At 71.6% G+C, this 22,864-nt stretch carries 15 protein-coding genes; 12 read left to right on the plus strand and 3 right to left on the minus strand.

The genetic code is table 11. The annotated features are described in order from the left end of the window. Positions 1-57: 57 nt before the first annotated feature. The 10 genes from AQJ84_RS44965 (at position 58) to moeZ (ending at position 12,220) form a co-directional block, all read left to right on the plus strand. On the plus strand, positions 58-150 hold the full coding sequence (locus AQJ84_RS44965) for an Ms4533A family Cys-rich leader peptide (RefSeq protein WP_310591749.1): 93 nt from the start codon (positions 58-60) through the stop codon (positions 148-150). Positions 151-299: 149 nt separating this feature from the next. Beyond that, on the plus strand, positions 300-2,018 hold the full coding sequence (locus AQJ84_RS13380) for an ABC transporter substrate-binding protein (protein ID WP_030038295.1): 1,719 nt from the start codon (positions 300-302) through the stop codon (positions 2,016-2,018). Positions 2,019-2,022: 4 nt separating this feature from the next. Next, positions 2,023-3,045 (plus strand): ABC transporter permease, encoded by a 1,023-nt coding sequence (locus AQJ84_RS13385; protein WP_053190302.1) that lies wholly within the window; start codon positions 2,023-2,025, stop codon positions 3,043-3,045. After that, positions 3,042-4,040, plus strand: a complete 999-nt coding sequence (locus tag AQJ84_RS13390; RefSeq protein ID WP_030038292.1) for an ABC transporter permease — start codon at positions 3,042-3,044, stop codon at positions 4,038-4,040. Before AQJ84_RS13385 ends, AQJ84_RS13390 begins: the two co-directional genes overlap by 4 nt. Further along, positions 4,037-5,644 carry a dipeptide ABC transporter ATP-binding protein gene (locus tag AQJ84_RS13395; protein ID WP_030038291.1) on the plus strand — a complete coding sequence of 536 codons (1,608 nt, stop codon included), beginning with the start codon at positions 4,037-4,039 and terminating at the stop codon, positions 5,642-5,644. Before AQJ84_RS13390 ends, AQJ84_RS13395 begins: the two co-directional genes overlap by 4 nt. Positions 5,645-5,885: 241 nt before the next feature. Further along, positions 5,886-7,598 (plus strand): DUF3492 domain-containing protein, encoded by a 1,713-nt coding sequence (locus tag AQJ84_RS13400; protein WP_030038290.1) that lies wholly within the window; start codon positions 5,886-5,888, stop codon positions 7,596-7,598. After that, the gene (locus tag AQJ84_RS13405; protein ID WP_225877127.1) at positions 7,595-8,860 is read left to right on the plus strand and encodes a hypothetical protein; all 1,266 of its coding nucleotides are present in this window, start codon (positions 7,595-7,597) and stop codon (positions 8,858-8,860) included. Before AQJ84_RS13400 ends, AQJ84_RS13405 begins: the two co-directional genes overlap by 4 nt. Before the next feature lie 421 nt (positions 8,861-9,281). Then, positions 9,282-10,241, plus strand: a complete 960-nt coding sequence (locus AQJ84_RS13410) for an NAD-dependent epimerase/dehydratase family protein (RefSeq protein WP_053193573.1) — start codon at positions 9,282-9,284, stop codon at positions 10,239-10,241. Continuing rightward, a complete protein-coding gene (locus AQJ84_RS13415; RefSeq protein WP_030038286.1) occupies positions 10,229-10,978 on the plus strand; it encodes a spherulation-specific family 4 protein in 750 nt (249 codons plus the stop codon). The genes AQJ84_RS13410 and AQJ84_RS13415 overlap by 13 nt, the downstream gene beginning before the upstream one ends. A gap of 63 nt (positions 10,979-11,041) precedes the next feature. Beyond that, positions 11,042-12,220 carry an adenylyltransferase/sulfurtransferase MoeZ gene (gene moeZ, locus AQJ84_RS13420; protein ID WP_030038285.1) on the plus strand — a complete coding sequence of 393 codons (1,179 nt, stop codon included), beginning with the start codon at positions 11,042-11,044 and terminating at the stop codon, positions 12,218-12,220. Between the two features lie 65 nt (positions 12,221-12,285). Here moeZ and AQJ84_RS13425 read toward each other — a convergent pair whose 3' ends face one another. From AQJ84_RS13425 to AQJ84_RS13435, 3 genes are all read right to left on the minus strand, one after another. After that, complete coding sequence (locus AQJ84_RS13425; RefSeq protein ID WP_030038284.1) at positions 12,286-13,836, minus strand: alpha/beta hydrolase; 1,551 nt, start codon at positions 13,834-13,836, stop codon at positions 12,286-12,288. Positions 13,837-13,981: 145 nt separating this feature from the next. Beyond that, positions 13,982-15,529 (minus strand): alpha/beta hydrolase, encoded by a 1,548-nt coding sequence (locus tag AQJ84_RS13430; protein ID WP_030038283.1) that lies wholly within the window; start codon positions 15,527-15,529, stop codon positions 13,982-13,984. A gap of 93 nt (positions 15,530-15,622) precedes the next feature. After that, a complete protein-coding gene (locus tag AQJ84_RS13435) occupies positions 15,623-18,433 on the minus strand; it encodes a lysylphosphatidylglycerol synthase transmembrane domain-containing protein (protein ID WP_053193576.1) in 2,811 nt (936 codons plus the stop codon). 186 nt (positions 18,434-18,619) lie between these two features. Here AQJ84_RS13435 and AQJ84_RS13440 point away from each other — a divergent pair, with 186 nt between their 5' ends. After that, positions 18,620-19,006, plus strand: a complete 387-nt coding sequence (locus AQJ84_RS13440) for an MGMT family protein (RefSeq protein WP_030038280.1) — start codon at positions 18,620-18,622, stop codon at positions 19,004-19,006. A gap of 287 nt (positions 19,007-19,293) precedes the next feature. Next, the gene (locus tag AQJ84_RS13445) at positions 19,294-22,824 is read left to right on the plus strand and encodes an ATP-dependent helicase (protein WP_079022777.1); all 3,531 of its coding nucleotides are present in this window, start codon (positions 19,294-19,296) and stop codon (positions 22,822-22,824) included. Positions 22,825-22,864 lie beyond the last annotated feature (40 nt).

Consider the following 22,864-nt stretch of genomic DNA (forward strand, 5'->3'; position numbering starts at 1 on the left):
CCTCGCCCCGTCGGCGCCGCGTTGACATGCGCAGAAAAGTCGTCCATATTGCTGCGCATGTCGCCCCGTCACACCTCCGTTCGCGCCGCCCTCGAGCTGGCGCTCATCGGTGTGACCCCGCTCTGCGTGGCTGACATCCTCTGTCGCTGACGCCCGCCCCTCGGCGTGTGCGTCGCGAACTCTCCTCCCGTACGTGACTCGGTCACGCGTTTTCCGACGACCTGACGCCGGGGCAGACGTCTGCTCACTTCTGTCTCACTATTCGGCTTTCTGTCTCACCTTTCGAGAGGTCGTCTCCGATGCGTCAACCGTCCCTCACAGCGCGCCGCGTGGCCGCGGCATCCGTCGGCCTGGTCCTGGCAGCCGGTGCCGCCGCCTGCGGGCCGAAGGACAACGATGCCAAGGGTGCAGGTGGCGACTCCACGCCCCACAAGGGCGGCACCCTCACGGTCCTGAACTCCAACCCGCAGCAGGACTTCGACCCGGCCCGCCTGTACACCTCCGGCGGCGGCAACGTCCCGTCCCTCGTCTTCCGCACGCTCACGACCCGCAACCGCGAGAACGGCGCGGCCGGCGCCGAGGTCGTCCCCGACCTCGCGACCGACACCGGGCGCCCCAACAAGGACGCGACCGTGTGGACGTACACCCTGAAGAAGGGCCTCAAGTACGAGGACGGCACCGCGATCACCGCAGCCGACGTCAAGTACGGCATCGAGCGTTCCTTCGCCGCCGAACTCTCCGGTGGCGCGCCCTACCTGAGGGACTGGCTGATCGGCGGCGCCGACTACGAGGGGCCGTACAAGGACAAGGGCGGGCTCGACTCGATCGAGACGCCGGACGCGCGGACGATCGTCTTCCACCTCGACAAGCCCGAGGGCGAGTTCCCGTACCTGGCGACGCAGACGCAGTTCACTCCGGTCCCGAAGGCCAAGGACACCGGCACGAAGTACGAGGAGCACCCCGTCTCGTCCGGGCCGTACAAGGTCGTCTCGAACGAGAACGACGGCGAGCGGGTCGTCCTGGAACGCAACACGTACTGGTCCGCGTCCACGGACGCCGAGCGCAAGGCCTACCCGGACAGGATCGACGTACGGTCCGGTCTTGACTCGTCCGTCATCAACCAGCGGCTCGCCGCGTCCCAGGGAGCGGACGCGGCCGCGGTCACCACGGACACCAACCTCGGCCCGGCCGAACTCGCCAAGGTGACGGGCGACAAGGAGCTGGCCGCGCGCGTCGGCACCGGCCACTTCGGCTACACGAACTACATCGCGTTCAACCCGACCATCAAGCCGTTCGACAACGTCAAGGTGCGGCAGGCGATCTCGTACGCCGTCGACCGGTCGTCCGTCGTCAACGCGGCCGGCGGATCCGCGCTGGCCGAGCCCGCCACCACCTTCCTGCCGGACCAGAAGTCCTTCGGCCACACGCCGTACGACCTCTTCCCGGCGGGCCGGTCGGGCAACGCGGCGAAGGCGAGGCAGCTGCTCGAGGAGGCCGGTTACGAGAACGGGCTGACCATCACGCTGACGCACTCCAACAGCAGGGACTTCGAGACCAGCCCGGAGATCGCGACCGCGATCCAGGACGCCCTCAAGAAGGCCGGCATCACCGTCGAACTGCAGGGTCTCGAGGAGAACGACTACTCCGACACGATCCACGACGTGAAGAGCGAACCCGGCTTCTTCCTCGCCCACTGGGGCGCCGACTGGCCCTCCGGCGGTCCCTTCCTCGCCCCGATCTTCGACGGCCGGCAGATCGTCAAGGACGGTGCGAACTTCAACACGGGCCTGCTGAACGACAAGACGGTCAATGCCGAGATTGACGCGATCAACAAGTTGACGGATCTTGACGCTGCCGCCAAGCGGTGGGGTGCGCTGGACAAGAAGATCGGCGAGCAGGCTCTGACCGTGCCGCTGTTCCACCCGGTCTACAAGCGGCTGTACGGCCAGGACATCAAGAACGTCGTGATCAGCGACTGGACCGGTGTGCTGGACATCTCGCAGGTCGCGGTCAAGTAACCCGATGAGCGAGGCACTTGTCGCCACCCAGGCGGCCGGGACGGGCCCTGCCCTCCCGGCCGCCTCGGGGGCCCGTCAGTTCTGGCGGCGGCTGTGGACGCAGCGCGCCGCCCTCGTCGCGGCGGCCGTCGTCGCGCTGCTCGTCCTTCTCGCGCTGGCCGCACCGCTGCTCACGGCGATCGAGGGCCAGGACCCCACCACGTATCACCCCTCCCTGGTGGACTCGGCGCGCGGCGGCGTACCCGTCGGCCCGTTCGGCGGTGTCAGCGGTGACCACTGGCTCGGCGTCGAACCGCAGACCGGGCGGGACCTGTTCGCACGACTGGTGTACGGCGCTCGGGTGTCCCTCGGTGTCGCGCTGACCGCGACCGCCGTACAGGTGTTGATCGGTGTCGTGGTGGGTGTCGCGGCCGCGCTCGGGAGTCAATGGGTTGATCAAGTGTTGAGCAGGCTGACCGACATCATCGTCGCCCTGCCACTGATGATCATGGCGTTGGCGCTGCTCGCTATCGTGCCGTCGAACTTCCCACGGCCCCTCCTGGTCGCTCTCGTCATCGGCCTCGTCGCCTGGGGCAACATCGCGAAGATCACGCGCGCCCAGACCCTCACCCTCAAGGGCCTCGACTACGTGTCCGCCGCCCGGCTCAGCGGCTGGAGCACCTGGCGGATCGCCCGCCGCGAGCTGCTGCCAGGACTCGCCGCCCCGGTCATCACGTACGCCGCGCTCCTCGTCCCGATCAACATCACCGTCGAGGCGGCCCTGTCCTTCCTCGGCGTGGGAGTGAAGCCTCCGACGCCGTCCTGGGGACAGATGCTCACCGCCGCCGACGTCTGGTACCAGGCGGCCCCGCAGTACCTGCTCCTGCCGGCGGGCGCGCTCTTCGTGACCGTCCTGGCCCTGACCGTCCTCGGCGACGGCGTCCGCACGGCCCTCGACCCGCGCGCGGCGTCCCGCCTGCGCGTCGGCACGGGCCGCAGACAGGAGGCCAAGGCGACAGCCCCGGTGGCGACGGAGGGCGCCTCGTGACCCGCCTCGCAGGATTCGTCCTCCGCCGCGCCGCCGGCGCCCTGATCACCCTCTTCGCCATCTCGGTGATCGTCTACGTCGTCTTCTACGTCACGCCCGGCAACGTCGCCCAGATCACCTGCGGCCCACGCTGCTCGCCCGCCCAGGTGCACCAGGTCGCCGAGCAGCTGCACCTCCACGACCCGCTCTACGAGAGGTACTGGCACTTCCTCCAGGGTCTCGTCGTCGGCCAGGACTACTCGACGGGCACCTCCGTGGAGCACTGCCCGGCACCCTGCCTCGGGCTGTCGTACCAGAGCGACCAGCAGGTCACCCGGCTGATCCTGACCAAGCTGCCGGTCAGCCTCTCGCTCGTGTTCGGCGCCATGGTGCTGTGGCTGGTCCTGGGCGTCGGCACCGGCGTGCTCTCCGCCTGGCGGCGCGGCCGGCTCACCGAGCGGCTGCTGACCGGGATCACGCTCGCCGGTGTCGCCACGCCGGTCTTCGTCATCGGCCTGGTCCTGATGATCGTCGTCTGCGGCGAGCTCGAACTGCTGCCCTTCCCGCAGTACGTGGCCTTCACCGACGACCCCGAGCAGTGGGCGTGGAACCTGCTGCTGCCGTGGTTCTCGCTCGCCCTCATAGAGGCCGCCGCGTTCGCCCGGCTGACCAGGGCGGCGATGCTGGAGACGCTGGCCGAGGACCACATCAGGACCTTCAGGGCGTACGGCGTCGGCGAGCGCTCGGTCATCGGACGACACGCCTTGCGCGGGGCGTTCGCACCGGTCATCGCGCTGAACGCCAACAACTTCGGCGGCGCGGTGGGCGGCGCCGTACTCACCGAGACGCTCTTCGGCCTGCCCGGAATCGGCCAGGAACTGGTCCATGCCGTCAACGTCGTCGACCTTCCGGTCGTCGTCGGCATGGTCCTCGTCATCGGGTTCTTCGTAGTGATCGCCAACGCCGTCGCGGACGTGCTGTACGCGGTGGCCGACCGACGGGTGGTGCTGACGTGAACGGGTCCAGGCAGGGCGAGTCCCCGAGCCTCGTCGAAGTCACCGGCCTCTGCGTCGAGTTCGGCGGGCTGCGGGCCGTCGACCAGCTCTCCTTCCGCCTAGAGGGGGGCGCCGCCCTGGCCCTCGTCGGGGAGTCCGGCTCCGGCAAGTCCACGGTCGCGGCTGCCCTGCTGGGCCTGCACCGGGGTACGGGCGCGCGGGTCGGCGGCTCGGTCCAGGTCGCCGGCATCGACGTACAGCGGGCCTCCGACGACGAACTGCGGCGGCTGCGCGGCGGTGGGGCCGCCATGGTCTTCCAGGACCCGCTGTCGTCGCTCGACCCGTACTACGCGATCGGGGACCAGATCGCCGAGGTGTACCGCGTGCACGCGCGTGGGTCACGGCGAGCCGCACGCGCGCGTGCCGTGGAGGTACTGGACCGGGTGGGCATCCCGGACGCGCGGCGGCGGTCCCGTTCACGCCCCCACGAGTTCAGCGGCGGCATGCGGCAACGCGCCCTCATCGCCATGGCGCTCGCCTGCGAACCCGACCTGCTGATCGCCGACGAGCCGACGACCGCGCTCGACGTCACCGTCCAGGCCCAGATCCTCGACCTGCTGCACGCGCTGCGCGAGGAGACCGGCATGGGTCTCCTGCTCGTCACCCACGACGTGGGGGTGGCCGCCGAGAGTGTGGACGAGGTCCTGGTCATGCGGCACGGGCGGACGGTCGAGCACGGTCCGGTCGGTGCCGTACTGGGTGCGCCCGCACAGTCGTACACCCGGGAACTGCTTGACGCGGTCCCGCGCGTGGACGCGCCGCGCGCTCCCTCGGCGCCGGCCGGGGAGGTCGTCCTCGAGGCGACGGGCCTCAGACGCGAGTTCGGGCGCGGAAAGCGGGCCTTCGCGGCCGTCGACGACGTCTCGCTGACGATCCGGCGCGGCGAGACCCTCGGCGTGGTGGGCGAGAGCGGCAGCGGGAAGACGACCCTGGGGCGGATGCTCGTGGGACTTCTGCAGCCGACGGCCGGCGAGATCAAGCCCGGCGGGGGAGTGCGCCCCGAGGTGCAGATGGTCTTCCAGGACCCCGTCTCCTCCCTCAACCCGCGCCGCAGCGTCGGCGAGTCGATCGCCGACCCGCTACGGGCACGCGGCGAACCGGACGAGGGGCGCGTCAGGGGGCGGGTACGCGAACTGCTGGAGCGCGTAGGGCTCGAAGCGGCGCACTACGACCGCTACCCGCACGAGTTCAGCGGCGGACAGCGCCAGCGCGTGGGCATCGCGCGGGCGCTCGCGGCCGATCCGCGCGTCATCGTCTGCGACGAACCGGTCTCCGCGCTGGACGTCACCACCCAGGCACAGGTGGTCGCCCTGCTCGGCGAGTTGCAGCGCGAACTCGGTCTGGCGCTGGTCTTCGTCGCGCACGACCTCGCCGTCGTACGCCAGGCCAGCGACCGTGTCGCGGTGATGCGCCGGGGCCGGATCGTCGAGTCGGGTCCCGCTGACGAGGTGTACGACAATCCGCAGGACCCGTACACCCAGCAGCTCCTGGCCGCCGTACCGGCGCTGGACCCGGGGCTCGCGGCGCGGCGCAGGGCGGCCCGGCGCGAGCCGGCCATGGTCTGAACAGCCGCCGTGAGCCTGGCGATCCGCACCTCCCACCCCTCCCGCCAGTGACAATCCGTGCGCGCATGATCTCTTAGCGCGACGGAACGCGAACCGCACCGGAAAGTTACGACCGTTCACCCCTTCTGGTGGCGTGATGGACAACCGTCCGTCGCGCCACCGCCCCGTCCGCATACGTTCGTCCCGCTGCGAGCCGTCGGGTCAACGGCGGCTCTCCATACGGGAGATCGGGGGTGCGCTCGTGCGCATCGGACTGCTTACGGAGGGTGGCTATCCGTATGTGAGCGGTGACGCCAGGCTCTGGTGCGACCGGCTCGTGCGCGGGCTCGAGCAGCACGAGTTCGACATCTACGCGCTCAGCCGCAGCGAACGCCAGGAGGACGAGGGCTGGATCCCCCTGCCGCCGCAGGTCAGCAGGGTGCGCACGGCGCCGCTGTGGATGGCCGAGGACACCGGGGTGGTGTACGGACGGCGCGCGCGCCGGCGGTTCGCCGAGTGCTACGGCGAGTTGGCGACCGTGCTGTGCTCGGGAAGCGGCATGGATGCTTCCGGCTCCTCGGAGGAGCCGTCGACCAGTGAGGCGGACCGTTTCGCCAGCACCCTGTACGGGCTGGCCGAACTCGCCCGCGACGAAGGCGGGCTCGTCGGAGCCCTCCGCTCCGAGGCCGCTGTACGCGCCCTGGAACGCGCCTGTCGTGCGCCCGGCGCCCCGCGCACAGCGCGCGAGGCGCGCGTACCGGATCTGCTCACCGTCGCGGCGCACCTCGAAAGCGCCCTGCGCCCCCTCTCGCTCGACTGGTACGAGGACGACGGCCTCGGCGCGGTCGACCTGTGTCACGCGACGTCCGGCGGCGCGGCGGCCCTGCCCGGCCTGCTCGCACAGCACTTCTGCGGCGTACCCCTGCTGGTGACCGAGTACGGCGTGCGGCTGCGCACCCACTACCTGACCGCCACGGAGTCCTCGCCCGCCGTGCGCGCCCTGCTCACCGCCTTCCACGGCAGACTCGCCGCTGAGGCCTACGGCCGGGCCTCGATCGTCACGCCCGGCAACGCGCACGCCCGCCGCTGGCAGGAACGCTGCGGCGCCGACCGCGACAAGCTGCGCACGGTCTACCCGGGCATGGACGCGTCCCGCTTCGCGGACGTCGGCGAGTCGCCGGAGTGCGTCGACCCGCACACCCTGGTCTGGGTCGGCCGGGTGGAACCGGCCAAGGACCTGGTCTCCCTGCTGCACGCCTTCGCGGAGATCCGCAAGGAGGAGCCCAAGACGCGGCTACGCATCATCGGCGCGCCGGCGGGCGCCGAGGGCAAGGCGTACCTCCAGCACTGTGGGGCGCTGGCCGCACAGCTCTTCCCCGACGAAGCGGACGGCCCGCACGCCGTCGGCGACAACCCGGTGTCCTTCGAGGAGATCGGCGGCCCGGAACTGCCCACCCTGGCCGACGCGTACGCCGCGGGCGCGGTGACCGTCCTGTCCAGCGTCGTCGAGGGCTTCCCGATCAACCTGGTCGAGGCCATGCTCTGCGGCCGAGCGACGGTGTCCACGGACGTCGGCGCCGTCGTGGAGGTCATCGGCGGCACCGGCCTCGTCGTACCCCCGCGCAATCCACGGGCGCTCGCCGAGGCGTGCGTGGCCCTGCTGCGCGACACCGAGCGCCGCGAGCGCCTGGGCGCCGCCGCCCGCGCCCGGGCACTCGAACTGTTCACCGTCGAGCAGAACATCACGGCATTTCACGGCATTTACCTGGAGATCGTCTCGCGCACCCCGGTCCGTCGCGTAGTCCTCGACGGCACCGGCGAGCCCCTCCCCTTCGCCTCTCCCGCCGAGGCCCACGTGCCCGGCGGCTGGACCGGCCAGGGCCTACGCGTCGTGGCCCGCGGCGGCCCCGGCTGGGCAGTCGGTCCGCCGGTCCGCGCCACCGCGCCGACCGCCGTCACGAAGGGGGCGTCATGAGCGAGCCGGGCGATGTGGCGATCAGCTCCGGATCCTGGGACGCACGGTCGGAGGAGTGGCTCAGCACGGGACAGGAGACACGAACACGGCCCGACGCCACTCACGGCGACGAGCCCGGCGCCCGCGCCCCCGACCACCCCTCCGCCCCCCACCGCTCCTCCACACCCCGCCGCACCGCCGCGGACCCGGTGAAGGCCCTGATGCACCGCCACCGGGACCTTTGCGAACGAGCTGTGGACCCCCTGGAGATCGCGGCGGGCCTGGAGGCGCACGGCGTCACCGACCGCACCGCCGCCCGCTTCCGCCACCGTGACGTCTTCTCGCTGGCCGAGGAGATGTACGCGCGCATGCCCCGCGACGGCGAAACGCCGACGCCCCCAGCCCCGCAGGCGACTTCCCGACCGCGTGCCGACTGGGTGCTGCTCACCCTCCTGCCCGGCGCCCTGTGCACGGCGACCGTGGTCGGCCTGCACCTCACGCAAGGGCGCCCCCGCCTGACGGTCGCAGTCGCCGGCGCCCTCGCCGTGGCAGTAGCGCTACGCGCCGCCCTGGCCCGCGGCCCGCTCGCCCCCAGGCCCGACACGACCGCCCCGGCAACCGCCGCCCGCACCTGGACTTGCTGGCTCCTCGCCTACGCCCTCCTGGGCGACGGCCTGCTCCGGACCGCCCTGGCAGGAGGCCCCGACGGCCTGCCCGACGGCACGCCGAACGCCCCCTGGCCGCTCGCGATCGCCCCCGTCCTCGCTCTCGTATGGGCCTGCGCCCCAGCAGCCTGGAGCACCTACGCGTTCACCGCACGATGCCGCCGCAAACTGACGGCCAGCCGGGGTCTGGAGGACTTCGCCGCCTCCGTACGCCCCCTGCTGCTCACCACCTTCGCCCTGTTCCTGTGCGCCCTCGCCGGCCTCCTCGCCCTGACCTCGGTGACCCTGGAGGAACCCACGGCCTACGCCCCGACCCTCGCCCTCGGCTCCCTCCTCCTCCTGGCCCGGCTGCTCACCACCCACCGCTTCACCCACGCCCCGGCGGTGATCCTCACGGCCACGGCGACAGCCCAGGCAATGGCCCTGGCCACGGTCTTCGCCGCCCGCCTGCCCGGTTGCGACGTCCTGGCCGTCCCGGTCCAGACCCTGGCCGACACCTGGGGCCCGGCGAGCGTCCAGACACTCACCTGCGGCACCGGCGCACTGATCCTCCTGCTCCACGCGACCCGCACCCTCACCAGGGCATCGGCCCACGCACCGACGGAGGAACAGCGATGAGGGGCGGCCCCCGAGCTCCCGCACCCGCGTACGACGAGCAGGGGACGTGTCGGGGGGTGTCCGCCCGCAGCGGTTGTCGCGTCAACACGACCACCCCTGTAACCGACCGATTCCGCGACGTTCCGAGGACGGACACCCCCCGACGCGGCCCCGACCCACGACGAACCGGGCGCTACGCGCACCCCCGTTCACCCACGCAGGCTGCCGCAGGCACCCGCCCCACCACCGCAGGAACCCGCCCCACCTCCGCAGGAACCCGCCCCACCTCCGCAGGAACCCGCCCCACCACCACAGGCACCGCACCCGCCCCACCGCCGGAGCCCCCGGCCCCACCGCCGGAGGCAACCCGCGCGCCCCTCCCTGAAGGAGACCACCAAATGATCACCTCCCGACCCGACACCTCGGCCCCGGGAGCCGCGCGATGAGAGTCCTGCTGATCGGAGCCAACGGCTACCTCGGCCGCTTCGTCGCCGACCGCCTGCTCGCCGACCCGGCCGTCCAGCTCACCGCCCTCGGCCGTGGAGACGACGCCGACGTCCGCTTCGACCTCGCGTCCGGCAGCCCCGGCGCCCTCACACGCTTCCTCGACGCGGTGCACCCCGGAGTTGTCATCAACTGCGCGGGAGCCACCAGGGGCGGCGCCCGCGAACTGGCCCGCCACAACACCGTCGCCGTCGCCACCGTCTGCGAGGCCCTGCGCCGCAGCGGCTGCGGCGCCCGCCTCGTACAGATCGGCTGCGGTGCGGAGTACGGCCCCAGCCAGCCCGGTTCGTCGACCGCGGAGGACGCCGTCCCCCGCCCCGGCGGCCCGTACGGCGTCAGCAAACTCGCCGCCACCGAACTCGTCCTCGGCTCCGGACTGGACGCCGTGGTCCTGCGCGTCTTCTCGCCGGCAGGCCCCGGCACCCCCGCCGGCTCCCCGCTCGGCCGTCTCGCCGAGGCCATGCGCCGCGCCATGCAATCCGGCGACGGAGAGCTCAAGCTCGGCGGCCTGGGCGCCCAGCGCGACTTCGTCGACGTCCGCGACGTGGCCCGCGCCGTGCACGCGGCCTCGCTCTCCGCCGCGCAGGGCGTCATCAACATCGGCTCGGGCCGCGCCGTCCGCCTGCGCGACGCCGCCGGAGTCCTCGCGCGCGTGGCGGGATACGCCGGGACCCTGCACGAACTCGACGGTCCACCCGGCCCGTTGCGGGCGACCATCGGGCATCCCCGCTCCGAGTCGGACCACGCGGCCCCGGTCGCGTATCCGTACCCCGACGGCTGCGGCAGCTGGCAGCAGGCCGACGTGCGCACCGCGCGCGACAGGCTCGGCTGGCGTCCCCGCATCGGCCTCGAGGAGTCCCTGGCCGACATCTGGATGGAGGCGGCATGCCGCATCTGACCCGCTCCAAACAGGGTGCCGCGAACACCGGCCTCCGCACCCGCTTCGGCGTTCCCGGCTTCGCCCACCCCTTGGTCGCTCCGGCCGAGTGGGCCGAACTCACCCGCCCCGGCACCCCCCTGCACTGGGTCGTCCTCAATGTCTCGGACGGCCCGGGCAGCCGGCCCGACCCGCACTGTCTGGAGGCGGCCGGCCGACTGCGCAACGCCGGCATCCGTGTGCTCGGCCACCTCGACACCACGTACGGCGCCCGCGCCTTCGGGGAGGTGATCTCCGAGGCGCACCGGTACGTGGACTGGTACAAGGTCGACGGCTTCCTCCTGGACCGCTGCCCGAGCGAACGCGCCGCGCTGCCCGAGATCCGCCGCACGGTGACCACGCTCCGCGCGCTGCGTGACGACGCCCACATCGTTCTCGGCCATGGCATCCACCCGTACCCCGGCTACGCCGAGAACGCCGACCAACTGGTCACCTTCTCCGGCCCGTGGAGCGACTACCGCTGGTCGCAGGTGGCGGAGTGGACGGCCGACTACCCGCCCGAGCGGTTCTGCCACTTGGTCCACGGTGTGCCGCGCCCTCACCTCGAGGAGGCGCTGCGCATCGCCCGCTGGCAGGGCGCCTCCACGATCTACTTCACCGACCGCACGGACCACGGCGGTCGCACCGACCCCTGGGAGGCGATGCCCGGCTACTGGGACGAAATCGTCTCGCGGATCGGAACGGGTGTCTCGGAATGAAAAAGGCCATGGCACTGTTACGGGGAGAACAACCGTAATGATTGACCGACCAACGGAGTCCCCGTGTCGCTGCCACCCCTGGTCGAGCCGGCTGCCGAGCTCACCGTAGACGAGGTCCGCAGGTACTCCCGCCACCTGATCATCCCCGACGTCGGGATGGACGGGCAGAAGCGGCTGAAGAACGCCAAGGTGCTCTGTGTGGGCGCCGGCGGCCTGGGCTCGCCGGCACTGATGTACCTGGCCGCCGCGGGCGTGGGCACGCTCGGCATCGTGGAGTTCGACGAGGTCGACGAGTCGAACCTCCAGCGTCAGATCATCCACAGCCAGGCCGACATCGGCCGCTCCAAGGCCGAGTCCGCGCGCGACTCCGTCCTCGGCATCAACCCGTACGTGAACGTGGTCCTGCACGAAGAGCGGCTCGAGGCCGACAACGTGATGGACATCTTCAGCCAGTACGACCTGATCGTCGACGGCACGGACAACTTCGCCACCCGCTACCTGGTCAACGACGCCTGCGTGCTGCTCAACAAGCCGTACGTGTGGGGCTCGATCTACCGCTTCGACGGCCAGGCCTCCGTCTTCTGGTCCGAGCACGGCCCCTGCTACCGCTGCCTCTACCCGGAGCCCCCGCCGCCGGGCATGGTCCCTTCCTGCGCCGAGGGCGGCGTCCTGGGCGTGCTGTGCGCGTCCATCGGCTCCATCCAGGTGAACGAGGCCATCAAGCTCCTCGCGGGCATCGGTGAGCCGCTGGTCGGCCGCCTGATGATCTACGACGCCCTGGAGATGCAGTACCGCCAGGTCAAGGTTCGCAAGGACCCGAACTGCGCGGTCTGCGGCGAGAACCCGACCGTCACCGAGCTCATCGACTACGAGGCCTTCTGCGGCGTCGTCTCCGAGGAGGCCCAGGAGGCGGCCGCCGGCTCGACGATCACTCCCAAGCAGCTCAAGGAGTGGATCGACGACGGCGAGAACATCGAGATCATCGACGTCCGCGAGATCAACGAGTACGAGATCGTCTCGATCCCGGGCGCCAAGCTGATCCCGAAGAACGAGTTCCTGATGGGCACTGCCCTTCAGGGCCTCCCGCAGGACAAGAAGATCGTCCTGCACTGCAAGACGGGTGTCCGCAGTGCGGAGGTCCTCGCGGTCCTGAAGTCGGCGGGCTTCGCCGACGCCGTGCACGTCGGCGGCGGCGTGATCGGCTGGGTCAACCAGATCGAGCCGAGCAAGCCGGTCTACTGACCCGGCCTCCCGGCCTGAGCGGCGGGGGTTTCGGACACCGACGGTGCCCGAGGCCCCCGCCGTCGTCATGAGCAGACCCTGCCGTCCCTCGGTACCGTCCCGGTCAGCAGGTACGCGTTGACCGTGGAGTCCACGCAGTCGCTCCCGCTCCCGTACGCGCCGTGTCCCTCGCCCTTCCAGGTGAGCACCACGCCCACGCCCTCGCCCAGCTCGTCCGCCATCTTCCGGGTGCCCTCGTACGGCGTCGCCGGGTCGCCGGTGTTGCCGACCACCAGGATCGGTGCCGCGCCGGGTGCGCTCACCTCCGGAGTCTCGTACTGCCCGGCCACCGGCCAGTCGTGGCACCAGCCGGTCGTGTCCCACCCCATGAAGGCCCCGAACACGGGCGAGACCCTCTCGAAGCGCGTCAGCAGCTTCCGCGTCTGCTCGACTGTCGGCCGCTGCTTGTCGTCCAGGCACGATATGACCCGTTGCGAGTGGGTCCCGGTGCCGTAACGCCCCGACGGGTCACGGTCGTTGTAGCCGTCGGCGAGGGCCAGGAGTTCCGAACCGTCGCCCTGTTCCGCCGCTGCCAGGGCGCTGGTCAGGGTCGGCCAGCTGTCCTCGCTGTACAGCGGCAGGATGATGCCGAGGAACGCGAGCGCCTCGGTCAGCTTCCGGTCGGACGACGTGGAGAGCGGCTCCCGGTCGATCCGCTTCAGCAGGTTCACGATCTTCTGCGAGCCCCGGGCGGGATCCTGGCCGGTCGCCTTGAGATAGGCGTCCAGCGCGCGCTGGAATCCCCGGGCCTGGTTCTCCGCGTGGCCCACCGTGTCGGCGCTCGGGTCGGAAACCGCGTCCAGGACCAGCCGGCCCACGTTCTCCGGGAACAGGTGGGCGTAGACACCGCCGAGTTCGGTGCCGTAGGAGATGCCGAAGTAGTGCGTCTTCCTGTCGCCGAGGACCTGACGCATCAGGTCCATGTCGCGCGCGGTGTCGGTGGTCGAGACGTGCGCCATCAGCTTCCCGGCGTCCTCCTCGCAGCCCCGGCCGAAGCCGGCGGCGTCCTCGAAGAAGGCGGTCTCCTCGGCCGCGGTGTCCGGCGTGATGTCCACCGACTCGGCGGCCTCGATCTCCCGGTCGCTGCGGCACCGGACACCCTCACTGGCTCCGACCCCGCGGGGGTCCCAGCTCACCAGGTCGTATCGCTCGCGCAGGAGCGAGGCGGTGGCGGCGTAGGCGGGCATCGTGGACAGCCCCGACTGGCCCGGCCCGCCGAAGTTGAACAGGAGCGAGCCGATGCGCTTCTCGCCCCGGGCCTTGGTCCGGATCAGGGCGAGGTCGATCTTCTCGCCGTCCGGCTTCGACCAGTCCAGCGGTACCTTCAGCGTCGAGCACTCCCAGTCGCTGCCCGGAGCGGAGGCCTGTGCGGTGGCCTTGCAGCGGTTCCAGTCGAGTCTCTGCGAGGTCAGTGACGAGGGCAGCGCGTCCGAGGCCCCGCCCGAGCCCTCGGGCGACGTCTGTGCCCGGCCGGTCTCCCCGCCGCTCTTGTCGTCGTCGGTCGAGCCGCCGCTGCACCCCGACACCAGGAGCGCGGCGGCGGCCCCCAGAGCCGCCAACCGTACGAAACGCGTCATCGCACTTCCCCCCGTCCAGGCCTTCCGCCCTGTGCTGCGAAATGGCTGTCCGGCCATGGTAGGCCGCTCACGCGAAGGCTGCCGAGGCCTGTGGATAACGTTCTGACCTGCGAACTCGTGCCCGTTCGGCGGTTGTCGGCGGGTGTCAGGAGCAGACGAGCCCGGTCTCGGGAACCTTCCCGTCGAGCAGGTAGCCGTTCACCGCGTCCTGCACACACTTGTTCTTGCTGTCGTACGCCCCATGGCCCTGACCCCTGTAGGTCAGCTCGACGCCGACGCCCTCGCCCAGCGCGTCCACCATCTTCTTCGTGCCCTCGTACGGCGTGGCCGGGTCGCCCGTGTTGCCCACGACGAGGATCGGTGCCGAGCCGGGCGCGCTCACGTCGGGATGGTCGGCGGCGCCCGCCACGGCCCAGTCGGTGCAGCCGGCCATGCCCCAGGCCAGGAAGTCGCCGAACAGCGGGGAGGCGGCCCGGAACTCGGGCAGCTTCCGCTGGATGTAGTCCGTGCTGTACCGCGGTTTGTCGTCGGCGCAGTTGATGGCGACGTTGGCGGCGCTGATGTTGCTGTACTGGCCGTCCTGGTTGCGGCCGTTCATCGAGTCGGACAGCGCCATCAGGATCTGGCCGTTGCCGTCGTACGCCTGATCCAGGCCCTCGGTGAGGTACTCCCAGAAGTCCTGCGAGTACAGCGCCTGCGCGATGCCGTTGGTGGCGGCGCTCTGGGTCAGGTCGCGCGGGTAGATGCCGGGGATGGGCTTGCTGTCGAGGTCCTTGAGCAGCTTGGCGATGCGGTTCTTGACGTCCTGCGCGCTGTTGCCGACCGGACAGTCCTCGGCCTTGGAGGCACAGTCCTCGGCGTAGTTGTCGAGGGCGCGCTGGAAGCCCTTGGCCTGTCCGAGCGAGCCCTGCTCGGACGTCTGTGTCGGGTCGACGACCGCGTCGAAGACCGCGCGGCCGACGTTCCTCGGGAAGAGGTGGGCGTAGACGCCGCCCAGTTCCGTGCCGTAGGAGATGCCGAAGTAGTGCAGCTTGGCGTCGCCGAGGACCTGGCGCATCAGGTCCATGTCGCGGGCCGCGTCGGTGGTGCGCAGATGCGGCAGGATCTTCTCGGAGTTCGTTTCGCAGGCCCCGTTGAACTCCTTGGTGTTGACCAGGAAGTCGGCGCGCTCGGCCGCGTCGTCGGGCGTCGCGTCCTGCTGGAAGTAGGCGTCGAGTTCGAGGTTGTTCTCGCACTCCACAGGGGCGCTGCGGCCGACCCCGCGCGGGTCGAAGCTGACCAGGTCGTAGCGGGTGCGCAGTTTCGCGTAGTCCTCACCGAAGGCGGGCAGCGTGGTGACGCCGGAGCCGCCGGGGCCGCCGAAGTTGAAGAGCAGCGAGCCGATGCGGTCGCTCTCCGCGCCGCTCGACTTCGCCCGGATCAGCGCGAGCTCGATGGTGTCGCCCTTGGGCTTGGCCCAGTCCAGGGGGGCCTTCATGGTGGCGCACTGCCACTTGTCGCCGTCCGGCAGGGGCGACGGGGGGTTGCCCCCGCCCTCCGCCGCGGACGGTGCCGGACAGTCCTTCCAGCTCAGCTCCTGGGCCGACAGGTCCTCGTCCTCCTGGGAGTCGTCGCCGCATCCCGCCAGCACGGAGGACAGCACAAGAGCGGTGGCGGTCAGGGCGGCGGCGCGCAGCCGGGGAGGGTTCGGCATGACTCCATCCTGCGGTCGGGTACGTGAGGATGCTCGGGGCGCGGGCCGTACGAGGTACGCCTCCGGGACCGGGCCCCGCACCGGATCGTCGTACTACAGCGCTCCCTTGCGCGTGAGGTGGTTGAAGGCGAGCCAGCCCGGCAGCACGGGGATCCACAGCGTCAGCAGGCGGAACAGCAGCACCGCGGGCGCGGCGACCTCCTTGGGGAGGCCGACGGCGATCAGACCGACCGTCAAAGTCGCCTCCACCGCACCCACACCGCCCGGGGTCGGGGCGGCGGATCCCAGCGCGTTGCCGGCCAGGAAGACGACGGCGACGCTGGCGATGCTGATCGACGTCCCCTCGGTTCCGAACGCCCGGATCGACGCGTCCAGACACATCACGAAGCAGGCCGTCAGAAGCAGCATGCCGCCGATCCCGGTGACGAGCTTCTGGGGCCGCTGGAGCACGTCGAGCATGCGCGGCACGACACCCGCGAACAGGGACCGCACGCGCGTGACGACGAACTTCCGCAGGAACGGCACGGACGTCACCACGAGCACGAGCACCGCCACCGTCAGCAGGCCGGCGATGACCGTCCGGGACGGCGACAGGGACGGCGTCTTCTCGGTACCGGTCAGGTAGCCGAAGGACAGCAGCATCAGGATGTGGCAGCCGAGCCCGAACAGCTGTGAGGCGCCGACGCTCGCCACCGCGAGCCCGGGGCGCACGCCCGAGCGTTGCAGGAAGCGCGTGTTGAGGGCGACGCCGCCCACGGCGGCCGGGGCGACGATCTTCACGAACGAGCCGGCGACCTGTGCCGCCACGGTCCGTACGAAGGGCACGCGCTCGGGCACGAAGCCCAGCAGGGCCATCGCAGCCGCCAGATAGCTCAGCGCGGAGAAGAGGACCGCGGCGGCGACCCAGCCCCATTCGGCGTTCTCGATGAGCGGGCCGAACTCGATGTGGGTGAGCTGGGTGAGCAGGTAGTACGCGCCGATCGCACCGGCGATGAAGCTGATCAGTGTGCGCGGCCGGACCCGCTCCAGTCGTGCCGGTTCGACCGGTGCCTGCGGCCGGATCAGCAGCACCTCGTGGCGGATCTGGGTGAGGAGGTCCTCTTCGCGTGCCCCCTCGAGGGCCTCGTCGATGGCTCGCTTCTCGGCCCGCGCTTCCGCCTTGACGGCCTTCTTGTCGGGCTTTTCGAGTACGGGCTCGACGTCGTGCGGCGCTTCTTCCAAGCGGGCCTGCTTGGCCTGCCGGGACGCCTCCAGGACCGCCTCACGCTCGCGCTCGGCCCGCTCCCGGGCCAGTCTGCGCAGCGTCGCGCGCGTGGAGCGGCTCAGCGCGATGGGCTGCAGCATCGGCAGACAGTCCGCGACGGCGTCGGGGCCCAGCACGCTCAACGCCGCGGCGACGGCGCGCTCGGCGCCCACCCTGAGGCCGAGCGTCACCAGCAACTGGGAGACGTCCATGCGCAACAGCAGGTCACCGGCGGCGATCTCACCGACGCGCAGATCGGTGAGGATCACCCTGCCGGAACGATCCACCAGAATCGCGTCGCCGACCAGTCTGCGATGGGCGATCCGCCGGGACTGCAGCGCCCGCACCTGGTGCCAGGTCTCGCGCAGCAGCTCGTCGGTGATCTCCTCGTCCGGGAGCGAGTCGAGGGTGTGGCCGCCGGTGTGCTCGTAGACGAGCATCACCGCGTCGGGGCCCAGCTCGGAGGTCGCGATGAGCTTCGGGGCGTTGGCGCCGGCCGCGATGGCGGCGTAGGCGAGCAGTGCTTCCTGCTCGAGTGCCTGTCGTAGCGACTGGAGGCTGCTGCGGGTGGCGAAGCCGCGCAGGGTCAGGTTGCGCCAGGTGCGGTAGAAGAAGCCCTGGGCCTGCTGTTCCCGGTCGACCACCGTGACGTCCAGGGGCGGCCCGTCCTCCAGGGTGACGAAGTAGCGCCGCCCCCGGTCTCCGGTCTCCGATGTGTCCGAGGCCTCCTCGCGGGCCGCGCTCACGGGGTGGAAGCCGACGTGCCTCAGGCCCGCCATCAGCGTGCGGCCGGTGGGGCGGACGTTGGGCGAGCCGACCGCGTAGAGGGTCCCGTAGGCGACGGTCCAGCCGATGAGCACCGTCAGGATGATCGAGAACGGTGTCGTGTAGCCGGTGACGAGCATCGAGAACGCGTCGAGCATCAGCACGATCCACAGCACCGCACGCCAGCGGGGCCTGCGCGACATGCCCACGGCGGTCATGTAGGCGATGACGGGTGCCAGATAGCCGTGCACGGGGTCGGTGAGGGCGTGGATGTCGCCGGGGGAGGGCTGGGTGAGCGCCTCCTGGATCGAGTTGGGGGCGGCCTTGGCGACCCACAGGTCGGTGGCGAGGGTCACCCCGTGGGCGAGGACGGCCGCCAGGACGCCGTCGGCGATGCGCAGTCCGTCCCGTTTGATCAGCCGCTCGATCGCGAAGGCGACCGGCACCAGGAGGATCGCGATGCTGGAAGCCAGTCCCGCGATCTTGATCAGGAGGTCGGGTGCCTGTCCGGTTCCCTTGTTGATGTCCTGTTCGAGACCCGAGGTGGTGCCGTGTGCGAACGCGGCGATCGCGAGCAGCACGGCCACGGCCAGCACGCCCACCATGAGGCGCATGAGGTCGGAAGGCCGGTGCACGCGCGCGGGCAGGAGCGGTTCGTCGCCCTCCACCTCGTCGGTGTGCACCTCGTCGGGATCGTCCCCGTCAGGCCCGGACGGCGCGGGGGGAGCCGTGTCGTCGGCCTGGGCAGCGTCCTCTCGGTCCACCTTGTCCCTGTTCCCGTCGCTGTTCCGGTCGCCCTTCCCGTCGTCCGTCCGGCCCGCGTCGGCGGCGCCTGGGCGCGACGAAGCGGCAGGGGCGCTCTCCGCGTCCTCGGGATGCACACCCTGCTGCTTCATCGTCTCTTCTTGGTCTCGTATCACCGGTCACCGCCCGCACGATGGTGGCATGCCCCACCGACACACGAAGGCGTCAGGGTGCAGATGCGGGGGCGCACAGTCTGCCGGAAGCGCTGTCCCAGGGCGAGGGAAACCCACCGTCGCGCGCGCGTCACGTTGTCGGTGGGGTGGGGCAGGATGGGCCGGATGAGCGAGGAGAGCCTTCCGGACGACGCCCGCGCCGAGCACGCGGACGCGCTCCCGGAGTACGCCGAGCGGGTCCTCGACGTCGCCGAACGGATTCCGCCCGGGCACGTGATGACGTACGGGGATGTCGCGGAGTGGATCGAGGAGGGCGGTCCCCGTCAGGTCGGACGGGTGATGGCCCTGTACGGGGGAGTCGTGCCGTGGTGGCGGGTCGTGCGCGCGGACGGCGTCCTGCTGCCGGGCCACGAACTGGACGCCCTCGGCCACTACCGTGCCGAGGGCACGCCCCTGAAGGAGGCGAGCAGGGCCGCCGAGGGCCATCTCCCGCGCCTGGACATGAGACGGGCGCGGTGGGACGGCGGCGAACGCGCGGAGGGTCACACCTGACAGCTTCCGCCATCGCGGTGCCCCGAGAGCCGCCTGAGGTCCGTACGGGGGAAACAGGACACCTCCGCGGCATGACGGGACAAACGCGGCACGTCCGAGGCATGCCGTACGTTCGTGAGGCGAGGGACGCGCGTGGCGCGAGTGCCGCGTGGGAAGAAGAGGAAGCCCTGCTTCCGCACTTCCCGTCGGCGTAGCGTCGGCTGCGCGCGTCCCCCTCATCCCGCGATCACCGTCCTCCACGCGCGGAGGACGTCCCAACAGCACACCCACCAGGACCGGCGAACCACGTGAGCACCTCTTCCTCCACCAAGCGTCTGTCGCACCCGCAGGGGCGACAGGGGAACCGTGGCGCTTACCGACTGGTGCGTACCCCGCCGGCCCGCTCGGACCCCCCTCGTCTTGACGCAGCACAGCGTTCCGTGGTTGACCACGCCACCGGCCCACTGCTCGTTCTCGCAGGTCCGGGCACCGGCAAGACCACCACGCTCGTCGAGTCGGTGGCGTCGAGGATCGCCCGGGGCGGTGACCCCGCGCGCGTGCTCGTGCTGACGTTCAGCCGCAAGGCGGCCGTCGAGCTGCGGGACCGCATGGCGCTGCGCGTCGGGGCGGCGCGCGCGCCTCAGGCGACCACCTTCCACTCGTTCTGCTACGCCCTGGTCCGCGCCCACCAGGACACCGACCTGTTCGTGGAGCCCCTCAGGCTGCTGTCCGGCCCGGAACAGGACGTCGCCGTCCGTGAGCTGCTCGCGGGCCAGCCCGACCTGGAACGGCTCGGCCTCGCGCACGTGCGCTGGCCGGACGACCTGCGCGCCTGCCTGACCACCCGCGGCTTCGCCGACGAGGTCCGCGCGGTCCTCGCCCGCAGCCGTGAACTGGGCCTGGGCCCCGGTGCTCTGGACGACTTCGCCCGCCGCATAGGCCGCCCCGACTGGCGCGCCGCGGCCGCCTTCCTCGCCGAGTACCTCGACGTGCTTGATCTGCAGGGCGTACTCGACTACGCCGAACTGGTCCACCGTGCCGTCCTCCTCGCCGGCCGCCCCGAGGTCGCCGGGCGGCTCGCCGCGCAGTACGACGCGGTACTCGTCGACGAGTACCAGGACACCGACCCGGCTCAGGTACGGCTGCTGCACGCCCTCGCCGGGGGCGGCCGCACCCTCGTCGCCTTCGGCGACCCCGACCAGTCGATCTACACGTTCCGCGGCGCGGACGTGAACGGCATCCTGGACTTTCCCCGGGCCTTCCCGCGCGCGGACGGCCGTCCGGCGCCCGTCGAGGTCCTGCGCACCTCCCGCCGCTCCGGAGCCGGCCTGCTGGCCGCGACCCGGCTGCTGACCCAGCGCATGCCGCTGACCCGCCTTCCCGCCGAGAAGGTGCGCGCCCACCGGGAGCTCACTCCGGCCCGGGACGGGGGCGGCGTCGAGGTGTACACGTACCCGACACCCGGCACCGAGCTGGACAACGTCGCCGACATCCTCCGCAGGGCGCACTTGGAGGACGGCGTCCCCTGGGGCGAGATGGCCGTCCTGGTGCGCGCCGGCTCCCGCACCATCCCCTCGGTCCGCCGCGCGCTCACCGCGGCGGGCGTGCCCCTGGACATCGACGGCGACGACCTCCCCCTGCGCCACGAACCGGCGGTGGCACCCCTGCTGACGGCACTGCGCGCGGTGGCCGCGGCGGAGGTGGTCCCGGATACGCCCGGGAGTGAGGACGTACGGGGCGACGAGGCTGTTTCCGGTGAGCCGCCGGATGCCTTCGAGGAACCCCAGCCGGTGGTTGCCGAGCGGCAGGGTGCGTCTGGGGAGCCACTGCCGGTGGTTGCCGAGCGGCAGGGTGCGTCTGGGGAGCCACAGCCGGCGACTGCCGAGCTGCAGGATGCCTTCGAGAAACCACAGCCTGCTTCCGCCGAGCCGCAGGGTGCCGCCGAGGCACCCTCACCGAGCACCTCCTGGCTCGACACCGAAACGGCCCTCACCCTCCTCGCCTCCCCCCTCGCCAGCATGGACGCCGCCGACCTGCGCCGCCTCGGCCGTGCCCTGCGCGACGAGGAGCGGGCCGGGGGCAACCCGCTGCCGCCGCCCTCGGACCAGCTGATCGCACGGGCGCTGGCCGAGCCGGAACGGCTGGCCGTGCACGACCCCGTGTACGCCCGTGGCGCCCAGCGGCTCGGCGCGCTGCTCAGGAAGGCCCGTGAGCGCCTCGCGGGCGGCGGTACGGCCGAGGAGGCCCTGTGGGACCTCTGGGAGGGCACGCCGTGGCCCGCGCGCCTGGAGCGAGCAGCCAGGCGTGGTGGCGCGGCCGGACGCAACGCGGACCGTGATCTGGACGCCGTGTGCGCCCTGTTCGCGACCGCGGCCCGCGCCGAGGAGCGCACCGGCGGCCGGGGCGCCCTGAACTTCCTGGCGGAGATCGACGCCGAGGACATCGCCGCCGACACACTCACCCGCCGCGCGGTACGCCCCGACGCCGTCCGTCTGATGACGGCGCACCGCTCCAAGGGCCTGGAGTGGCGGCTCGTCGTGGTCGCGGGCGTCCAGGAAGGGCTGTGGCCGGACCTGCGCCGCCGCGGCTCGCTCCTGGAAGCCGACCGGATCGGCCGCGACGGACTGGCCGAGCCGCTCACCCCCGGCGCCCTGCTGGCCGAGGAGCGCCGGCTGTTCTACGTGGCCGCCACGCGCGCGCGTGAGCGCCTCGTCGTCACCGCGGTCAAGGCGCCCGCGGACGACGGTGACCAGCCCTCCCGCTTCCTGACCGAACTCGGCGTCGAACCCCGGGACGTCACCGGCCGCCCCCGCCGCCCCCTGGCGGTAGCCGCTCTCGTCGCCGAACTCCGCGCCACCACCGTCGACCCGCGCGTCTCCGCCCCCCTCAGAGCGGCCGCAGCCCGGCGCCTGGCCCGGCTCGCCGCACTGGCGGACGAGGACGGCCGTCCCCTGGTGCCCTCCGCCCACCCCTACCGCTGGTGGGGCATGTTCGAGCCGACCGAGAGCAAGGTCCCGCTGCGCAGCCGCGACCAGCCCGTCGTGCTCTCCGGCAGCGCCCTCGACCAGCTCGCCAACACCTGCGCCCTGCAGTGGTTCCTGGGCCGCGAGGTGAAGGCCGACGCGCCCGCGACGGCCGCCCAGGGCTTCGGCAACGTGGTGCACGTCCTCGCCGACGAGGTCGCCTCCGGACACACACCGGCCGACCTCGGCGTCCTCATGGAGCGCCTGGACTCCGTGTGGAACGCCCTCGCCTTCGACGCGCCCTGGAAGTCGGCGCAGGAGAAGGAGAACGCGCGAGTGGCCCTCGAACGCTTCCTCAAGTGGCACGTCATGGACCGCACCGGGCGTACACCGGTCGCCAGCGAGCACGACTTCGACGTCACCCTCGAAGCGGGCGATGTCGAGGTGCGTATCCGAGGTCAGATGGACCGCGTGGAGGCCGACGGCGAGGGCCGCGCCTATGTCGTCGACTTCAAGACCGGCAAACAGGCCCCCAGCGCGGCCGAGGTCGAGCGTCACCCCCAGCTCGCGGTCTATCAGCTCGCCGTCCGGGAGGGCGCGGTGGACGAGGCCTTCGACGGTGTGCGGCCCGAGCCGGGCGGTGCGGAACTCGTCCAGCTGCGCCAGGGCGCCGCCAAGCGGGACGGCGGCGAGATCCTCCCCAAGGTGCAGGCACAGGAACCGCTGGAAGGAGAGTGGGTGGGCGACCTGCTCGCCACCGCGGCCGGCAAGGTCCTCGACGAACGGTTCACGCCGAGTGCGGGCCAGCACTGCACACACTGCGCGTTCCGGGCGTCGTGCAGCGCCAAGTCCGAAGGACGGCACGTGGTGGAGTGAGCGCACCGCTGTAATGCCGGTGTGATCGGTTGCACCACAG

The organism is Streptomyces resistomycificus (genome assembly GCF_001514265.1).
Taxonomy (GTDB): domain Bacteria; phylum Actinomycetota; class Actinomycetes; order Streptomycetales; family Streptomycetaceae; genus Streptomyces; species Streptomyces resistomycificus.

Bases quoted from the DNA above. Each gene is read 5' to 3' on its own strand.
- AQJ84_RS13440 (WP_030038280.1), top strand. From the start codon at position 18,620: ATGAGCGAGGAGAGCCTTCCGGACGACGCCCGCGCCGAGCACGCGGAC.
- AQJ84_RS44965 (WP_310591749.1), top strand. From the start codon at position 58: ATGTCGCCCCGTCACACCTCCGTTCGCGCCGCCCTCGAGCTGGCGCTC.
- AQJ84_RS13405 (WP_225877127.1), top strand. From the start codon at position 7,595: ATGAGCGAGCCGGGCGATGTGGCGATCAGCTCCGGATCCTGGGACGCA.
- AQJ84_RS13410 (WP_053193573.1), top strand. From the start codon at position 9,282: ATGAGAGTCCTGCTGATCGGAGCCAACGGCTACCTCGGCCGCTTCGTC.
- AQJ84_RS13415 (WP_030038286.1), top strand. From the start codon at position 10,229: ATGCCGCATCTGACCCGCTCCAAACAGGGTGCCGCGAACACCGGCCTC.
- AQJ84_RS13385 (WP_053190302.1), top strand. From the start codon at position 2,023: ATGAGCGAGGCACTTGTCGCCACCCAGGCGGCCGGGACGGGCCCTGCC.
- AQJ84_RS13425 (WP_030038284.1), bottom strand. From the start codon at position 13,836: ATGACGCGTTTCGTACGGTTGGCGGCTCTGGGGGCCGCCGCCGCGCTC.
- AQJ84_RS13430 (WP_030038283.1), bottom strand. From the start codon at position 15,529: ATGCCGAACCCTCCCCGGCTGCGCGCCGCCGCCCTGACCGCCACCGCT.
- AQJ84_RS13435 (WP_053193576.1), bottom strand. From the start codon at position 18,433: ATGAAGCAGCAGGGTGTGCATCCCGAGGACGCGGAGAGCGCCCCTGCC.
- AQJ84_RS13380 (WP_030038295.1), top strand. From the start codon at position 300: ATGCGTCAACCGTCCCTCACAGCGCGCCGCGTGGCCGCGGCATCCGTC.